Annotated in this window: 13 protein-coding genes; 3 read left to right on the forward strand and 10 right to left on the reverse strand. The window is 63.3% G+C overall.

Annotated elements, in window-relative coordinates; genetic code table 11:
* Positions 1–72 precede the first annotated feature (72 nt).
* From ACF8Q6_RS23380 to ACF8Q6_RS23395, 4 genes are all read right to left on the reverse strand, one after another.
* Entirely contained in the window at positions 73–2,466 is a 2,394-nt protein-coding gene (locus tag ACF8Q6_RS23380; protein WP_392493016.1) for a TonB-dependent siderophore receptor, read from the reverse strand.
* Between the two features lie 216 nt (positions 2,467–2,682).
* On the reverse strand, positions 2,683–4,074 hold the full coding sequence (locus ACF8Q6_RS23385; protein WP_003249863.1) for an amino acid permease: 1,392 nt from the start codon (positions 4,072–4,074) through the stop codon (positions 2,683–2,685).
* A 416-nt stretch (positions 4,075–4,490) separates the two neighbouring features.
* Entirely contained in the window at positions 4,491–5,834 is a 1,344-nt protein-coding gene (locus tag ACF8Q6_RS23390) for an MFS transporter (protein ID WP_014754540.1), read from the reverse strand.
* Between the two features lie 94 nt (positions 5,835–5,928).
* Positions 5,929–6,879, reverse strand: coding sequence for a 2-hydroxyacid dehydrogenase (locus ACF8Q6_RS23395; RefSeq protein WP_161775303.1), 951 nt, complete (start codon positions 6,877–6,879; stop codon positions 5,929–5,931).
* 99 nt (positions 6,880–6,978) lie between these two features.
* Here ACF8Q6_RS23395 and ACF8Q6_RS23400 point away from each other — a divergent pair, with 99 nt between their 5' ends.
* Positions 6,979–7,866: a LysR substrate-binding domain-containing protein gene (locus ACF8Q6_RS23400; RefSeq protein ID WP_014754542.1), complete on the forward strand. Its 888-nt coding sequence runs from the start codon at positions 6,979–6,981 to the stop codon at positions 7,864–7,866.
* A gap of 233 nt (positions 7,867–8,099) precedes the next feature.
* Here ACF8Q6_RS23400 and gudD read toward each other — a convergent pair whose 3' ends face one another.
* Entirely contained in the window at positions 8,100–9,455 is a 1,356-nt protein-coding gene (gene gudD / locus ACF8Q6_RS23405) for a glucarate dehydratase (protein WP_392493015.1), read from the reverse strand.
* Between the two features lie 19 nt (positions 9,456–9,474).
* Positions 9,475–10,827 carry an MFS transporter gene (locus ACF8Q6_RS23410; RefSeq protein ID WP_392493014.1) on the reverse strand — a complete coding sequence of 451 codons (1,353 nt, stop codon included), beginning with the start codon at positions 10,825–10,827 and terminating at the stop codon, positions 9,475–9,477.
* 259 nt (positions 10,828–11,086) lie between these two features.
* On the opposite strand from ACF8Q6_RS23410, the gene ACF8Q6_RS23415 reads away from it, so the two are divergent.
* Positions 11,087–11,788, forward strand: a complete 702-nt coding sequence (locus ACF8Q6_RS23415) for a FadR/GntR family transcriptional regulator (RefSeq protein ID WP_003249857.1) — start codon at positions 11,087–11,089, stop codon at positions 11,786–11,788.
* An 88-nt stretch (positions 11,789–11,876) separates the two neighbouring features.
* Here the strand turns inward: ACF8Q6_RS23415 and ACF8Q6_RS23420 are convergent, their stop codons facing one another.
* From ACF8Q6_RS23420 to ACF8Q6_RS23435, 4 genes are all read right to left on the reverse strand, one after another.
* Positions 11,877–12,887, reverse strand: a complete 1,011-nt coding sequence (locus tag ACF8Q6_RS23420) for an NAD(P)-dependent alcohol dehydrogenase (RefSeq protein ID WP_010955388.1) — start codon at positions 12,885–12,887, stop codon at positions 11,877–11,879.
* Positions 12,888–13,051: 164 nt separating this feature from the next.
* On the reverse strand, positions 13,052–13,642 hold the full coding sequence (locus ACF8Q6_RS23425; protein ID WP_003249853.1) for an HAD family hydrolase: 591 nt from the start codon (positions 13,640–13,642) through the stop codon (positions 13,052–13,054).
* Positions 13,639–14,508 carry an acyl-CoA thioesterase II gene (tesB, locus tag ACF8Q6_RS23430; protein WP_003249851.1) on the reverse strand — a complete coding sequence of 290 codons (870 nt, stop codon included), beginning with the start codon at positions 14,506–14,508 and terminating at the stop codon, positions 13,639–13,641. The genes ACF8Q6_RS23425 and tesB overlap by 4 nt, the downstream gene beginning before the upstream one ends.
* A gap of 149 nt (positions 14,509–14,657) precedes the next feature.
* Positions 14,658–15,227: a GNAT family N-acetyltransferase gene (locus tag ACF8Q6_RS23435; RefSeq protein WP_003249850.1), complete on the reverse strand. Its 570-nt coding sequence runs from the start codon at positions 15,225–15,227 to the stop codon at positions 14,658–14,660.
* 179 nt (positions 15,228–15,406) lie between these two features.
* Between ACF8Q6_RS23435 and ACF8Q6_RS23440 the strand changes: the two genes are divergently transcribed.
* Positions 15,407–16,093 (forward strand): histidine phosphatase family protein, encoded by a 687-nt coding sequence (locus tag ACF8Q6_RS23440; RefSeq protein WP_121784109.1) that lies wholly within the window; start codon positions 15,407–15,409, stop codon positions 16,091–16,093.
* Positions 16,094–16,095 lie beyond the last annotated feature (2 nt).

Here is a 16,095-nt window from a genome sequence, read left to right on the forward strand (position 1 = left end):
AGGATCTTGCGCACCTGTAGGCACGGGTTTACCCACGAACAGGGGCGCAACCCGTGCCATCCCCTGGCCACCTTACCAGCTGTAACTCACCTTCGCCGTCACCTCACGCCCCGGGTTGTAGTAATTCGCCGTCCCCGACCCCACCACATGCTGTTCGTCAAACAGGTTGCTCACATTCAGCGCCAGGTCGGTCCCTTTGGCGATCTTGTAGTTCAGCGCCGCATCAAACAACGTGGTCCCATCGCTCTTCTTGGTATTGGCAGCATCCATGTAGTACGCCCCCACATACCGCGCGCCCAGGCCGACGCTCACGTCAGTGCCAGGTATGTCGTAGTAGCTCCACAACGATGCGGTGTGTTTGGGCGCCGTGGTGAACTCATTGCCCTTCAAGGAAGAGCCGTCATACAGCGACCCGCGCAGCACCTCGGACTCCATGTAGGAGTAAGCACCAATCACGCTGATGTCTTGCGTGACTTGCGCCTTGGCTTCCAGGTCAAGGCCACGCACGCGTGACTCGCCCACCGTCTGCTGCTCGATAATGCCGCTTGGCAACACCACGGCAATGGTGACGTTCTCCTGGGTCAGGTCGTAAACAGCGGCGGAGAAGAGTGCGTCCATGCCCATGGGCGAATACTTGATGCCCACTTCGTATTGCTTGCCGGTCTGCGGGGTAACGCCCACTTGCGGGGGCGAGACGGACTCCACCATGCTCACGTAGGTCGACACTTCATCGTTGACGATATAGGTCAGTGCCGCGCGGTAGGAGGTTTCGGAGAAGTTGTCCTTTTCCGTCTGCTCGCCACCGATGTATTCCTTGCTCGACAGGTCCATCGAGTCATTACGCACGCCTGCGGTCGCGATGACGCGGTCAAAGAACGACAGGTTCTGCTGCAGGAAAACCGCCTTGGTGGTGGCGTCATTCTTCTTGCGGGTATAGGGCGTGATGCCGCCAGGCACGCCGGTGAATACCGGGTTGGCGATGTCGATGGAGGGCGCCAGGCCGTAGACCGAGCTCTGTTTGGTCGTCGAGTCGAGGTACTCGACGCCCACCAGCGTGCTGCTGTCGATGTGCTCGAACTGGGCATCGTACTGCAGCATCAAGTTGCCATTGAGCTGATCGGCATCGCTGTCGGTGCCGAAGACGTAGCGTGGAATGGTGGTGCCAACACGCGAGGCGTTGTCGCTCAGGTAGGCGTAGCCAAAGTCATCGGTCAGCTCGCTGTAGCGCAGGTTGCTGCGCAGGGTGAAGCCGTTGTCGAAGTCGTGGGTAATGTTGCCGCTCAGGCTGGTGCGCTCGACATCGTGGAAGTTGTAGCCGGGCTCGCCGTAGAAGTCGCTGCGGTCGTACTCCTTGTCCAGCGGGTAGCCACCGCTGTTCGGCGAGCTGTTGGTCTTCAGGTAATCCAGCACCACCGTGGCCGAGGTGAAGTCGGTCGGCGCCCAGGTCAGGCCGCCCATGACGAAGCGGTTATCGTCCTGGGAGTGGTCGTACTCGCGGTCGCTGTTCTGCATCTTGGCCGTGAAGCGGCCGGCCAGGGTTTGTTCGTCGTTCAGTGCATCGCCTACATCGATCCCGGTTTCGGCATGGTCATAGGAGCCGTAGGTCACGTAGCCTTGGCCAAACTTCTCGAAACGCGGTTGCTTGGTCACGAAGTTGACCGAGCCACCCGGGTCTGCCGGGCCGAACAGGGTGGAGTTGGCACCCCGCAGAATTTCGATACGCTCGTAGGCGTAAGGGTCTTCGCGCACACCACGCATCGAGCTGAGGGTCAGGCCGTCTCGGTAGGTGGTGGCCTGGAAGCCGCGGATCAGGAAGTAGTCGTTGCGGTCGTCCGAACCGTAGTAGTCGCTGACCACGCCGGGGGTGTACTGCAGCGCCTCTTCGGTGGTGCTGACGCTGCGCTGCTGCATTTCCTTGTTGGTCACCACCGACACGGACGCGGGCGTGTTGAGGATGCTGGTCGCTACCTTGCCGCCAACCCACAGCTCCTTGGCAACCACCGAGTTGGCGTCATCGTCGGCGCTGGCCTTGACCTTGGCATTGATGATGACAGGCGCCAGGCGGTAGTCCTCGGTCGCACCCAGTTCCAGCGGGCCGGCAGGCTTTGGTTGCGGTATTACCAGATACGCATTCGGGCCCTGCGGCTCAATCTGCAACTCGGTTCCGCGCAGCAGCGACGACAGTGCCGACTGTGTATCCAGCGCGCCCTGCACCCCGTTGGTATTGCGGTTGGCCACGTTCTGCGCATCGAACGAAAGGCTGATGCCCGCCTCGCGTGCAAAGCGGTCCAGTGCCGGCGCCAGCGGGCCCGCGGGAATGCTCCATTGCTTGAGCGGGGCGTTGTGATCAGCGCTCAAAGGCTGTGCAAGCGACGGCAGTGCGTAGGTGCTGACTGCCAGCCCTAACAGTGCAGCATGCAGGGCACGACTCAAGGGGTGGCGCTGTGGAACCGGGGTAAAACTCATTCTCTCGCTCCGTGTCGGGGGTCGGCGGGCTGGCCTGTAATCCGGCCTTCTCTACATGCCGAACGAGAATGAGAAAACACCTCATTTATTTTCAATGAATTGCGCTACCGGGGCGGTTATCTGCGAGCACCTGTTTATCCAAACGCTCTCTCAAACCCAAAAAACAAAGGGCACCCATCCTCGGGTGCCCTTAGCCTTACAGCCCGGTGAACTGAATCACCCCATCGATCGCGCTGCCACCGGTTGCGCATGGCCCCTCGACGTCACGATCCCCAGGAAGGAAATCACGATCGCCAGGCCCAATGTCGAGCTCACTTCCGCCCGATGCTCAGGCGTGTACATCATCACCGCCAGCGCCCCGGCAATGAAAATGATCACCGCCCAGGTCAGGTATGGGAACAGCCACATGCGGAACTTCAGTTCGGTGTTCTCGCGCTCCAGTCGGCGGCGCATGCGCAGCTGCGAGATGGCGATAACCATGTACACCAACAGGGCGATGGCGCCGGAGCTGGCCAGCAGGAACTCGAACACGCCCTTCGGCGCGAAGTAGTTGAGGACCGCGATGGCCGCACCGATCAGGGTGCTACCGAACACTGCAGCACGCGGTACACCGACCTTGGAGGTCTTGTTGAGGAAGGCCGGGGCGTCACCGCGCTTGGCCAGCGAAAACATCATCCGCGAAGCGATGTAGATGGACGAGTTCATGCAGCTGGTAACGGCTACCAGCACCACCAGGTCGACCATGAACGCGGCGTTGGGGATGTTCATGATTTCCAGCGCACGCTGGTACGAACCCACCACCGCCAGCTGCGGGTCGTTCCACGGCACCACCGAAATGATCACGAAGATCGACAGGATGTAGAAGGTGCTGATACGCCAGATCACCGAGCGGGTGGCCTTGGCGATGTTGCGCGACGGGTCGCTGGACTCGGACGCGGCAATGGTCACTGCCTCTGTACCGATGAAGCTGAACATCACAGTGATGAACGCGCCGACCACCGCCGACCAGCCCTTCGGTGCAAAGCCGCCGTATTCGGCCATCAGCCCGCTCAGCCCACTGACCTCGCGGTTGGGCAGCCAGCCCATCAGCGCGGCGAAGCCCAGGCCGATGAAACCCAGGATGGCGGTGACCTTGAGGATGGCGAACCAGAACTCGAACTCGCCGTACTTGGCCACGCTGAACAGGTTGGTACCGGCCAGCAGCAACACCGAAGCCAGGGCGAAGATCCAGCTGTCCACCTGCGGGAACCAGGCGTTCAGCACATGCCCGGCGGCCAATGCTTCGATAGGAATCACCAGTACCCAGAACCACCAGTACAACCAGCCGATGGTATAGCCGGCCCAGCGGCCAATGGCCTGGTCGGCATAGGTGGAAAACGATCCGGTGTCGGGGTGCGCCACGGCCATTTCGCCGAGCATGCGCATGACCAGTACCACCAAGGTCCCGGCCACGAAATAGGAAATTATGGTTGCTGGCCCGGCTGCCGCGATGGCATGGCCAGAGCCGACGAAAAGTCCGGCGCCGATGATGCCGGCGATGGACAGCATCGTTACATGACGTGGCTTGAAACCTTGTGCAAGGTTGCCATCAGATCCCACGGTGTTCATTGATGTTGTTCTCTTTTTGCTGACACAAGGAAGGACGGGCAGGCGTAGGCGAAAATATCTCCTTTGAAATCAATAAGTCGACACGTTGTTCGCGCGCTGTTGTTGATATTTGGCACGCGTCACAGAGCAAGGTGTCAGTGCGGTTCGGGGTTCATTTAAGCCCCGCAGGGCTGTGGCTAATTACACGAGAACGCCCCGGAACTGTTCGATCACGACAGGGCATTTCCAATAGCGCCAGATGTCGCGAATGGCATGCCCGATCGCGCCACCGGGCCATTTGGTGCTTTTGTTTTTCATTTGGATGTGTTGCCGGTGCCGATATCTTCGCCGCACGCCGACGCTCGATGAACCCGCTTCTGCAAGCCGCCAACAAAAAAGCCCCGGTTTCCCGGGGCCTCTGTTGCCAAGGCGTCTGCCTACGCCTGCCCGGTACGCTCGAAGCGCCTGGCCAGCAACAGGTAAGCGAGGATCCCCAGCACGCCATGGGCGGCCACGAACCAGAGTGCGTTGTGAAACGAGCCGGTGCTGGCAACCACGTAACCAATGACCAACGGGGTGACGATGCCGGCAATGTTGCCGATGCCATTGAACACGCCACCGCACAGGCCGACCATCTTCTTCGGCGCCACGTCCGACAGCACCGCCCAGCCCACCGCAGCCAGGCCCTTGCCGAAGAACGCCAGGGTCATCAGGGCTATGACCGCCGCGTTGCCATCCACATAGTTGGCCAGCACCAGGCTGGTGGACAGCCCCATGCCGATGATGAACGGGGTCTTGCGCGCCCTGGACGGGTGCACGCCACGGCGGATCAGCCAGTCGGATACGAAGCCACCCAGAATACCGCCAGTGAAACCACAGATTGCCGGCAGTGCGGCCACCCAGCCGGCCTCCATGATGGTCATGCCACGGCCCTTGATCAGGTAGATCGGGAACCAGGTGATGAAGAAGTAAGTCAGCGCAGTGATGCAGTACTGGCCAAGGTACACCGCCCACAGGTTGCGGCTGGTGAACAGTTGCGCAAGCTCTGCCCGGGTCGGCTTGCTCTTGGCAGCCTTGCGTTCCTTTTCCAGGTCGACCAGGGCGCCACCTTCGCGCATGTATTCCAGCTCTTCACGGCTCAACCCAGGTGCGCTGTGGGGCTCATGGTACAAGCGGAACCAGAACAGGCTCAGCAGCAAGCCCAGAAGCCCCATCCAGATGAACACCTGCTCCCAGCTCATTGCATGGGTCATCCATGCCATCAAGGGGGCGAACACCACCACCGCCATGTACTGCGCCGAATTGAACAGTGCCGATGCAGTGCCACGCTCCTGGGTCGGGAACCAACAGCTGACGATGCGCGAGTTGGCCGGGAAGGCCGGCGACTCCACCAGCCCAAGCATGAAGCGCATTGAAAACAGTGCCACCGCTGCCGAGACGCCGGCCAGCCCCATCCAGCCCACAGTGCCTTGCAGCAAGGTAAACAGCGACCAGAGGATCAGGCTGATACCGTACACGCGGCGGGCACCGAAGCGATCGAGCAGCCAGCCCCCCGGCACTTGGCCGAGGGCGTAGGCCCAGGCGAAGGCAGAAAAGATCATGCCCAGCATGACCGGATCGAGCCCCAGGTCCTTGAGCACCTCGGTGCCGGTGATCGACAAGGTGGCGCGGTCGGCGTAGTTGATGACGGTAATGACGAAGATCAGCGCCAGCACCAGGAAGCGATGGCGACCGATCCCGGCCACGGCCTGCGGTGCGGCAACGGCGGATTTGCTGTTCATGTGGACCCTCTTGCTTCTCGATGGAAGCGATTGTTCTTGTACGCAGAAGGGGTGGCCGCAAGGGCCTTGTAGTACCTGTACCCGCGAAAGGGGGCTAACTGTCGATCACCCGATTCGGTGGCACTTCACCTCGGAAACAGGCCTGAAGGTTGTCCAGCACCATGCGCCCCATCTCCAGTCGGGTCTGCAGCGTCGCGCTGCCCCGGTGCGGTTGCAGGCTGACCTGGTTCAGGTCCAGCAATGCCGGCGGCACCCGTGGTTCATCGACAAATACATCCAGCCCTGCCCCGGCGATACGCTGCTCGCGCAACGCTTCCACCAGCGCGTCTTCATCGACCAACTTGCCACGTGCCACATTGACCAGGTAACCCTGTGGCCCCAGCGCCTCCAGCACCTCGGCCGTCACCAGCACTTGCCCGCCGTCAGCAGAAGCGGCCACGACCAGGACATCCACCGAGCGCGCCAACTCAACCAGATCCGGCTCATAGCGATAGCCCGTTTCTGGCTGCTCGCGCCGGCCGTTGTAGGCGATGCTCATGTCGAAGGCGGCGGCACGGCGAGCGATGGCCTTGCCCACCTGGCCAAGGCCGACGATGCCCAGCGCGCAGCCACTGACCCTGCGCGCCAGCGGCAGGTCGACCTTGCCCCACAAGCCATCGCGCACCAGCCGCTCCCCCTCGCCCAGGCGACGCAGGCTGCTGATGATCAACCCCATGGCCAGGTCGGCAACGTCGGCCGTCAACACCCCCGGGGTGGTGGTGACATGGATGCCGCGGCTGGCCGCATGGCGCAGATCCACCGCATCGGTACCGATGCCACTGATGGCGATGATCTCAAGGGCAGGCAACTGGTCCATAAGCGCGGTAGACAGGCCTTTGGCACCGCCGGTGACCACGCCGCGGATGCGCGGTGCGGCTTCGTCCAGCAGCTGTTGCGGGTTGTGCTGCTGGTACAACCGATGCACGTGGTAGGCGCTGACCAGTTGGGCATCGATCGCCTCGGGTACGGGCTGGGTCAGCAGCACTTCAATGGGGGTGTGAGTCATCGCGGGCTTCCGGCATTGAGAAGACATGAGTCGATGCTAGGCCTGCATTTGATACAGGTCTAATATAGATGCTGGATTGAATAATTCAGGATTTGAATCGTGGAATTGCACCAGCTGCGTTGCTTCGTGGCCGTGGCCGAAGAGCTGCATTTCGGTCGCGCTGCTACCCGCCTGCACATGACCCAGCCACCCCTTAGCCGCCAGATCCAGCTGCTGGAGCATGCCTTGGGTGTGCTGCTGCTCGAGCGCAACAACCGTCAGGCGCGGCTCACCCTGGCGGGCGCGAGCTTCCTCGAGGATGCCCGGCGCATTTTGCAGATTGCCGAATCAGCCAGCCACTCCGCGCGGCGCATCGCCCACGGCGAAGCAGGCCGCCTGACCCTGGGTTTCACCGCCGTTGGGGCGTACAGCATGGTCCCCCGTTTGCTGGTGCACGCCGGGCAGACGCTGCCGGACATCGAGCTGGTGCTCAGCGAGCGCGTCTCCAGCACTCAGGTGCATGACCTGGAAGCAGGGCTGATCGATGTCGGGCTGGTGCGCCAGGTACTGCCCAGCGCGCGGGTGGAGTACTTGCCAATCCACCGCGAGCCCTTCGTCGCCGCCCTGCCCGCCGGGCACGCGCTGGCGAACCACGAACGGCTGACACCCAGCGACTTCGACCAGCAGCCGTTCGTGATGTACAGCGCCAACGAAGGGCGGTATTTCCATGACCGTATTGCCAACCTGTTTGCGCGGCACGAAGTGCAGCCGCGCTACCTGCACCAGTTGGGTCAGACTCATTCGATTCTGGGCCTGGTCAATGTGGGACTGGGCTGTGCCGTGGTGCCGGCCTCTGCCCAGGCACTGCGCCTGGAGCAGGTGGTATTCCGGCCGTTGGAGGGGATGGAGCAACAGGCAGAAATCTTCCTGGCGTTCTGCCGGGACAACCCCAACCCGGTGCTGGGGTCTTTCGTTGCAATGGCGCGGGCCTTTTTTGAAGCCGCTTGAGGGCCTGGCCCCCCCACAGGCCCCACACCAGCCTGAAGCCAGGTGCAATCCCTGTGGGAGTGGCTTTAGCCGCGAACACCGGCGGAGCCGGTGCCATGCACTGTGTTGGATGCTTCGCGGGGCAAGCCCACAGGTGCCCCCGCAGGCTTGAGGCTGATGCAGTACCTGGGGAAACAACTGGCTTGCTCAATTTCTAGAAGCTAGCGCAATCCCGGTGGGAGCGGCCAGCCGCCTTACCGTACCAGGCAAGGTCGTTTGTTATCGAAGCTCCAACCCGAGATCAGGAACTGCATTGCCACGCTGTCATCGCGCGCGCCCAGCCCCATGTTGCGGTAGCACTCATGGGCCTTGGCCAGCTGGTCTTCGTCCAGTTCCACGCCCAGGCCCGGCCGCGCCGGTACCCGCACATGCCCATCGACAATGCGCAGCGGATCACGCGTCAGCCGCTGGCCATCCTGCCAGATCCAGTGCGTATCGATCGCAGTGATATCCCCCGGCGCAGCAGCCGCCACCTGGGTGAACATCGCCAGCGAAATGTCGAAGTGGTTGTTCGAGTGCGACCCCCACGTCAGGCCCCAGTCGTTACACATCTGCGCCACCCGCACCGAACCCTGCAAGGTCCAGAAGTGCGGGTCGGCCAGCGGAATGTCCACCGACTGTAACTGAATGGCATGGCCCATCTGTCGCCAGTCGGTAGCGATCATGTTGGTCGCGGTGGGCAGCCCGGTGGCGCGGCGGAACTCGGCCATCACCTCGCGGCCCGAGTAACCGTTCTCGGCGCCGCAGGGGTCTTCGGCGTAGGCAAGCACATTGTGCTTGTCGCGGCACAGGGCGATGGCCTCCTTCAGCGACCACGCGCCATTGGGGTCGAGCGTGATGCGCGCTTCGGGGAAGCGTTCGGCCAGCGCTGTCACGGCCTCCATCTCTTCTTCACCACGCAGCACGCCGCCCTTGAGCTTGAAGTCGCTGAAGCCATAGCGCGCCTTGGCGGCCTCGGCCAGCCGCACCACTGCTTCCGGGGTCAGGGCCTTTTCGCGGCGCAGGCGGAACCAGTCGTCATCGCTGTCGGCTTCGTTGCGGTAGGCCAGGTCGGTCTGCTGACGGTCGCCGATGTAGAACAGATAGCCGAGCATCTTCACCGCATCGCGTTGCTGGCCCTCGCCCAGCAATGCTGCCATCGGCACATTCAGGTGCTGGCCGAGCAGGTCGAGCAACGCCGACTCGATGGCCGTCACCGCATGCACGGTGATGCGCAGGTCGAAGGTCTGCAGGCCGCGGCCCGCCGAGTCGCGGTTGGCGAAGGTCTGGCGCATGGCATTGAGCACACGCTGGTAATGGCCGATCGGCTGGCCGACCACCAGGCTGCGGGCGTCCTCCAGGGTCTGGCGAATCTTCTCGCCGCCGGGCACTTCGCCCAGGCCGGTATTGCCGGCGCTGTCGCGCAGCACCACCACGTTGCGGGTGAAGAACGGACCATGGGCGCCACTGAGGTTGAGCAGCATGCTGTCATGGCCGGCCACGGGGACCACGCGCAAGTCGGTGACCACCGGGGTGCTGGCATGTACGGCGGGATTGGTCTGCATATTCATGGTTGTTGTCTCGCAGTCATCAGTGGGTCTGGCCCAGGGCCGAAGGGGCCTTGAGGTCATCGGAAGAGGCGCCCTTGGGGCGAGTGCGTACGAAGAAGATGGCAATCGCCGCCAGCACCGAGGTCACCGCCAGGCCGTACAGCCCGCCCTGGATCGAGCCAGTCTGCTGCTCCAGCAAGCCGAAGGTGGTGGGGGCAACGAAGCCGCCGAGGTTGCCGACCGAGTTGATCAGGGCAATCACCGCCGCAGCGATGCGGGCGTCCAGATAGCCCTGGGGGATTGGCCAGAACAGTGACGACGCTGACTTGAAGCCGATCGCGGCGAAGCACACGGCGACGAAGGCAAACACCGGCCCACCCGTGGTGGACATGAACATGCCCGTGGCAGCGACCAGCAGGGCGCCGGCCACCCAGGCCTGCTGGAACTTCCAGCGAGCGGAACCGGCGGCGAAGGCGTACATGGCCAGGATCGAGATCAGCCAAGGGATCGAGTTGAAGAAACCAACCTGCATGTCACTGAGGTCGCCCATGCGCTTGATGATGCTGGGCAGCCAGAAGGTGGCGGCATAGATGGTCAGCTGGATGCAGAAGTAGATCAGGCAGAACAGTACGATCTGGCGGTCCTTGAGCAGGCTCCAGGCCGACGGCCTGACCGCGCCGATGGCCTCACGCGCTTGCTGCTCGCGGTCGATGGTGGCGACCAGCGCGTCCTGCTCGGCCTTGCTCAGCCACTTGGCGTCCTGCGGCTTGGAGTCGAGCCAGAAGAACACAAAGAAGCACAGCGCCACCGAGGCCATGCCTTCAATGAACAGCATCCACTGCCAACCATGCAGGCCCAGGCCCTGGATCTGCATCAACGCCCCGGCCAGCGGCCCGGAAATCAACGAAGCCAGCGCCGAGCCACTGAGGAAGATGGCAATGGCCTTGCCGCGCTCTGCCGCTGGCAGCCAACGGGTGAAGTAGTAGATCACGCCAGGAAAGAAGCCTGCTTCGGCCACCCCGAGCAGAAAACGCAACACGTAGAACTGGGTTTCGTTCTGCACGAAGGCCATGGCCGTGGCCACCAGCCCCCAGGTGAACATGATACGGGTCAGCCACAGCCGGGCACCGACCTTTTGCAGCAGCATGTTCGAAGGGACTTCGAACAGCGCGTAACCGATGAAGAACAGCCCGGCACCGAAGCCATAGGCCGCAGCGCTGATGCCCAGGTCGCTTTCCAGGTGCGGGCGGACGAAGCCAATGTTGACGCGGTCAAGGTAGTTGACAATGAACATGATGACGAACAGCGGCAGGACGTGGCGCTTGACCTTGGCCACGGCACTGGCCAACGCGTCGCCTTCATGCCGGGCAGACGGAGCGAGGGTGTCGTTCACTTGCGGATCTCCCACTAATTGTTTTTGTGCGGGTCGGGTTGTCTGACATGGCAGTGGGGAGGAGCTTATTCGCAGCGAGGTTGTACGACAAGATCATTAACGTCGGCAAAATAGCAAAATACAAGCTGTCACAATGCCAATTTGATCCTAACGTGCAAAAACAGATCAACTACATGCTGAATTGGATGCGCGAAAAATCGGCAAAAAATATTTCTATCGATTAACTTGTCGTACAAGCAAATCAAGAAGCGGATCACACATGGAACCCGAACACGCGCGCAAACGCGGCCACAGCCGTGCCCATGACCTGGTTTCCAGCCTGACCCAGCAGATTTTGCTGGGCACCTTCAAACCAGGCGACAAACTGCCTTCGGAAAACACCTTGGTGCGCGAGCACGGGGTCAGCCGCACAGTGGTTCGCGAAGCCTTGTCGAAGCTGCAGGCCTCGGGGTTGGTGGAGCCGCGCCACGGGATCGGTACGTTCGTGATGGAGCGCCAGGCCCAGGCCGGGCTGCGCGTTGCGGCGGAGAGCGCGGCGAATGTGCGCGATCTGCTGGAGCTGCGTATTGGCCTTGAAGGCCAGGCTGCCGCGCTGGCCGCACTGCGTCGTGATGAGGGGCAACTGGCGCGCATGCGCCAGGCGCTGGATGACTATCAGGACCTGGCCGCTGCCGGCGACAGCTGCATCGAAGCCGACCGGCGATTTCACCTGCTGATTGCCGAGGCCACCGGCAATCTGTATTTCACCGAGATGCTGCTGCAACTGGGTAACGGCCTGATACCGCGCAACCGCATGGCCCTTGCCGAGCGCGCGGGGGCCAAGCTGGCGCGGCAAGCGTACCTGGCCAACCTGGAGCATGAGGCGATCCTCAATGCCATCCGCCGACAAGACCCGGATGCCGCGCGGGCGGCAGTGTGCCTGCACCTGTCCAACAGCCGAGACCGGCTACTGCCGGACTGACTATCAGGCAGTGCAAGGCCTCGGGCTTGAGGCTACGAACAGAGTGGCGTGCAGGGTGGCCGTTACCTCCAGCTACCCTGCCCTCACTTCACCAGGTCAGGCAGATCTTGCCGAAATGCCGGTTGCTCTCCTGGTAACGGAACGCCTCGACGATCTGTTCCAGCTCGAAATGCTTGTCCACCACCGGCCGCAGGCCGTTGGCATCGATCGCCCGCACCATCGCCTGCTGCTGCGCTCGGCTGCCAACCAGCACCCCTTGCAGCCGAATCTGCCGCACCAGCGCCTGCACCAGCGGCAACTGCCCGGCCACCCCGGTAAGGATGCCGATCAGCGAAACATGCCCGCCAATGCGCGCGGCAATCATCGACTGCTCCAGCGTCGCCGGGCCGCCCACTTCAATCACATGATCGACACCGCGGTTGCCAGTCAGCTCGCGCACCTTCTCACCCCAGGCCGGGGTGCTCTTGTAGTTGATCAGGTGGTCGGCACCCAGGGCCTTCAGGCGCTCCAGCTTGGCATCGCTGGACGAGGTGGCGATCACGGTCGCGCCCGCCAGCTTGGCGAACTGCAGGGCGAAAATCGACACACCGCCGGTACCCTGCACCAGCACCGTGTCGCCGGGCTTGAGGTGATCATCGCTCATCAGCGCCCGCCAGGCGGTAAGGCCGGCGGTGGTCAGGGTGGCAGCCTCGGCATGGCTGAAACCCTGGGGTGCCAGGGTGAAGGCGGTGGCGCGGGCAGTCACCTGCTCACGGGCGTAGCCATCGATGCCGTCGCCGGGCACCCGGGCAAAGCCCTCGACATTGGCCTGGCCATCGAGCCAGTCGGGGAAGAAGGTGCTGACCACATTGTCGCCGACCTGGAACTCAGTGACGCCAGCCCCCACCGCAACCACCTCGCCGGCGCCATCGGCCATGGGGATGCGTCGCTCGCTCGGGCCCCACATGCCGCTGACCACGGCGAAATCGTGGTAGTTGAGGGAACTGGCGTGCAGGCGCACGGTAATCTCGCCGGCCTGGGGGGCCTGGGCCTCGCAGGTGCCGACCTCGACCTTGTCGTAGCCGCCGCCGGGTTGTACGTAGATGGCCTTGCTGCTCATGGGTGGGTCTCCGTATCAGAGCAAAGAATGGGGTTCAGCATAGACAGATCCGGCCCTTTCGCGGGCACGCCCGCTCCCACAGGGGCACCACAGGCCCCGAGACGTGCGCAATACCTGTGGGAGCGGGCATGCCCGCGAAGAGGCCCGCATTGCCAACACACGCGTCAGCCCAGCATCACCTTCAACGCTCGGCAATCTGCCGCATGCCAATCCACCAGTTCCGGCCAGGGGTTGTCCGGCAGGTTCACCAGCACCGTGCGCGCCCCCGCCGCCCGCCCACAGTCCAGGTCAAAGCGGTAATCCCCCACCATCACCAGTTCGCTCGGCGTCACGCCCCAGGCGCTGGCAATCTTCAGCAACCCATCCGGGCTCGGTTTGGGCGCAGCCTCGTCACGCCCGAGAATGTGTTCCACCGGGAAGCAGTCCGCCAGGCCGATGGCCTCCAGCGTTACATGTGCCAGCTCACGCGCATTGCGGGTCAGAATACCCAGCCGGCACCCGCGCCCGGCCAACTCACGCACCAGCTCCACCGCCCCGGTGGCCGCCGTGGAGGCCGTTGCCAGGTCCCTTTCGTGCTCCAGCAACCAGGCATGCTTAGCCGCCGCTTCCTCTGCCGGCAAGGCCGCCAGGTGGGTGAGGATGTCGTGTTCGGCCGGGATGTCCAGCGCCACCCGAATGGCGGCGAAGTCGTGCACGGCCACGGTCAGGGTGCCGTCCATGTCGAACACCCAGTTGCGCACCTCGCCCAGGCTCATGCCCAGTCCTTGCGATGGCGAATCAGGCCTTCCTGGCTCGACGATGCCACCAGTTGCCCGGCCTGGTTGAAAATGCTGCCGCGGCAGAAGCCACGGGAGTTGCCGGCCCAGGGGCTATCGGTGGCGTACAGGAGCCACTCGTCGGCGCGCAGGTTGCCGTGAAACCACAGCGAATGGTCGAGGCTGGCGATCTGCATGTCGCGCTGCCACACCGATTTGCCATGGGGCAGCAACGCTGTGGTCAGCAGGCCGAAGTCCGAGGCGTAGGCCAGCATGTACTTGTGCAGGGCAGGCACGTCCGGCAGGTTGCCGTCGGCGCGGAACCAGGCGTATTTCACCGGGTCGCCCGGCTTGGGGTTGAACGGGTCGCGCTCGGTGACCGGGCGGATCTCGATCGGCTTGGCACACAGCACCTTGTCGCGAATGCGCTCGGGCAACTGGTCGGCCATGGCACGGGCCAGTTCGACTTCGGTAGGCAGGTTTTCCGGGCCGACCACGTCAGGCATCTGCGCCTGGTGCTCGAAGCCTTCCTCGTCGTACTGGAATGATGCACTGCAGGTGAAGATGGTCTGGCCCTTCTGGATCGCCGTCACCCGTCGTGTACTGAAGCTGCCGCCATCGCGCACGCGGTCTACCGAGTACACCACTGGAAGGCTGGCATCGCCCGGGCGCAGGAAGTAGCCGTGCAACGAATGCACATGGCGCGCGTCCTCGACTGTCTGGCTGGCAGCCGACAACGACTGGCCCAGCACTTGGCCACCGTAAAGCTGGCGGAAGCCCAGGTCCTGGCTACGTCCACGGAACAGGTTCTCCTCGATGGATTCGAGGCTCAACAGGTCGACCAGGTCGTCCAACACATGACTCATCGGCGGTTCTCCGTAGGAGCGAGCCTAGCTCGCGATGCGCCGCCCGAGCGGCGCTCGATTTCACAGGCGCTGAACGTGTTACGGGCAAGCGCCTTCCAAGTAGGCAAATGATACAGCGTTTGTCATTCGCGCCGGGCATGGCTGTGCATTCAGGCGCGCAGGGTGCGCTCCCAGTGCGCGCGATCGATCCGGTACAGCACATGCGGGCGCAGCGGGTGGCCGATGGGCAGCCGGGGGTGCTCGAAGCTGCCGTGCAGGTCCTGCTGCATGCCGATGGCTTGCATCACCTTTTGCGACGGCAGGTTGCATTCGCTGGTGAACGACACGACCTCCTCCAGGCGCAATTGGGCAAAAGCACAACGCAGGCAGGTCCACGCCGCCTCGCTGGCAAAGCCCAGGCCCCAGTGACGGCGTGCCAGGCGCCAGCCGATCTCCACCGCCGGGGCAAAAGGCGCGTCGAAGTTGACATTGAGCAACCCGGTCATGCCGATGAACGCGCCACTGTCCTTGCGCTCCAGGGCCCACAAACCAAAACCGTACTCATTGAAATGCCCACGCACGCGGCCGATCAACGCAGCCGCCTCAACGCGCGTCAGCGGCGCCGGAAAGTAGCGCATCACCTGTGGGTCGGCGCACAGTGCGGCGAACTCGCGCAAGTCATCGTCATGCCATTGGCGCAGCACCAGCCGTGCGCTTTCCAGTTCGAGGATGGGGGTCATCGGGCCTGCTCCGGTTTACCGCCTTGCAGTTTACAGCGTAGGCGCGGGCGCGGGTTTCACCCAGCCGGCAGCCGCCAAATGCAATTTTCACACGCCCTTCACCGGCCCCCGACAGGCCGCTTGGCAGGATGCCGCCATCCACCACCGCGCCAGCCGCGGCACTGCCAACGGAGCAACGCATGCTATCGAGCAACACCCTGGGGCACCCCGCCATTCATGCCCGGCGCAAGCGACGCCTGACTCGCAAAGCCGTCGGAACCGCCCTGGGCCTGTGCATGGTCGTGGCGGCGTTGACCACCTGGCTGGCGACGAGGACGCATATCGTGGACCTTGGCAACGCGCAACAACTGAGTGACAGCGGCCTGCTGCAGGACTGGGCCGACGGTGCGGTGATCGTGATGATCCGCCACGCCGAACGCTGCGACAGCGCCCCCGGCCCCTGCCTGGACGACCCCACGGGGATCACCCTGAGCGGCAGCCAGGCCGCTGCCCGCGTTGGCCAAGGGCTGCACCAGCTGGGCCTGAACAAAGCCGACCTGCTCAGCAGCCCGAAACTACGCACCCGGCAAACCGCGCACTTCATACTGGGTCAGGCGGTGGCCAGCGAGGACTGGCTCGAAAGCTGCGACAGCCAGTTCGCCAACGAAGCGCTTGCACACAAACGCGCGGGCCACAACCTGGTGCTGGTGACTCACAACGGCTGCATCGACCACTTTGCCCGCCAGCAGCACGTTGCCGGCGGCGAACGTCAAAGCAACTATGCCAGCGCCCTGTTCGTATCCGTGGATGGCAATGGCAAGGCACGTATCCTGGGGCGCTTGAACGAACCGGACTGGCAACGCGTATTGGCCAGCACAGGAAAATAGCC

Source organism: Pseudomonas sp. GLN_2, assembly GCF_043106005.1.
Lineage (GTDB): Bacteria > Pseudomonadota > Gammaproteobacteria > Pseudomonadales > Pseudomonadaceae > Aquipseudomonas > Aquipseudomonas alloputida.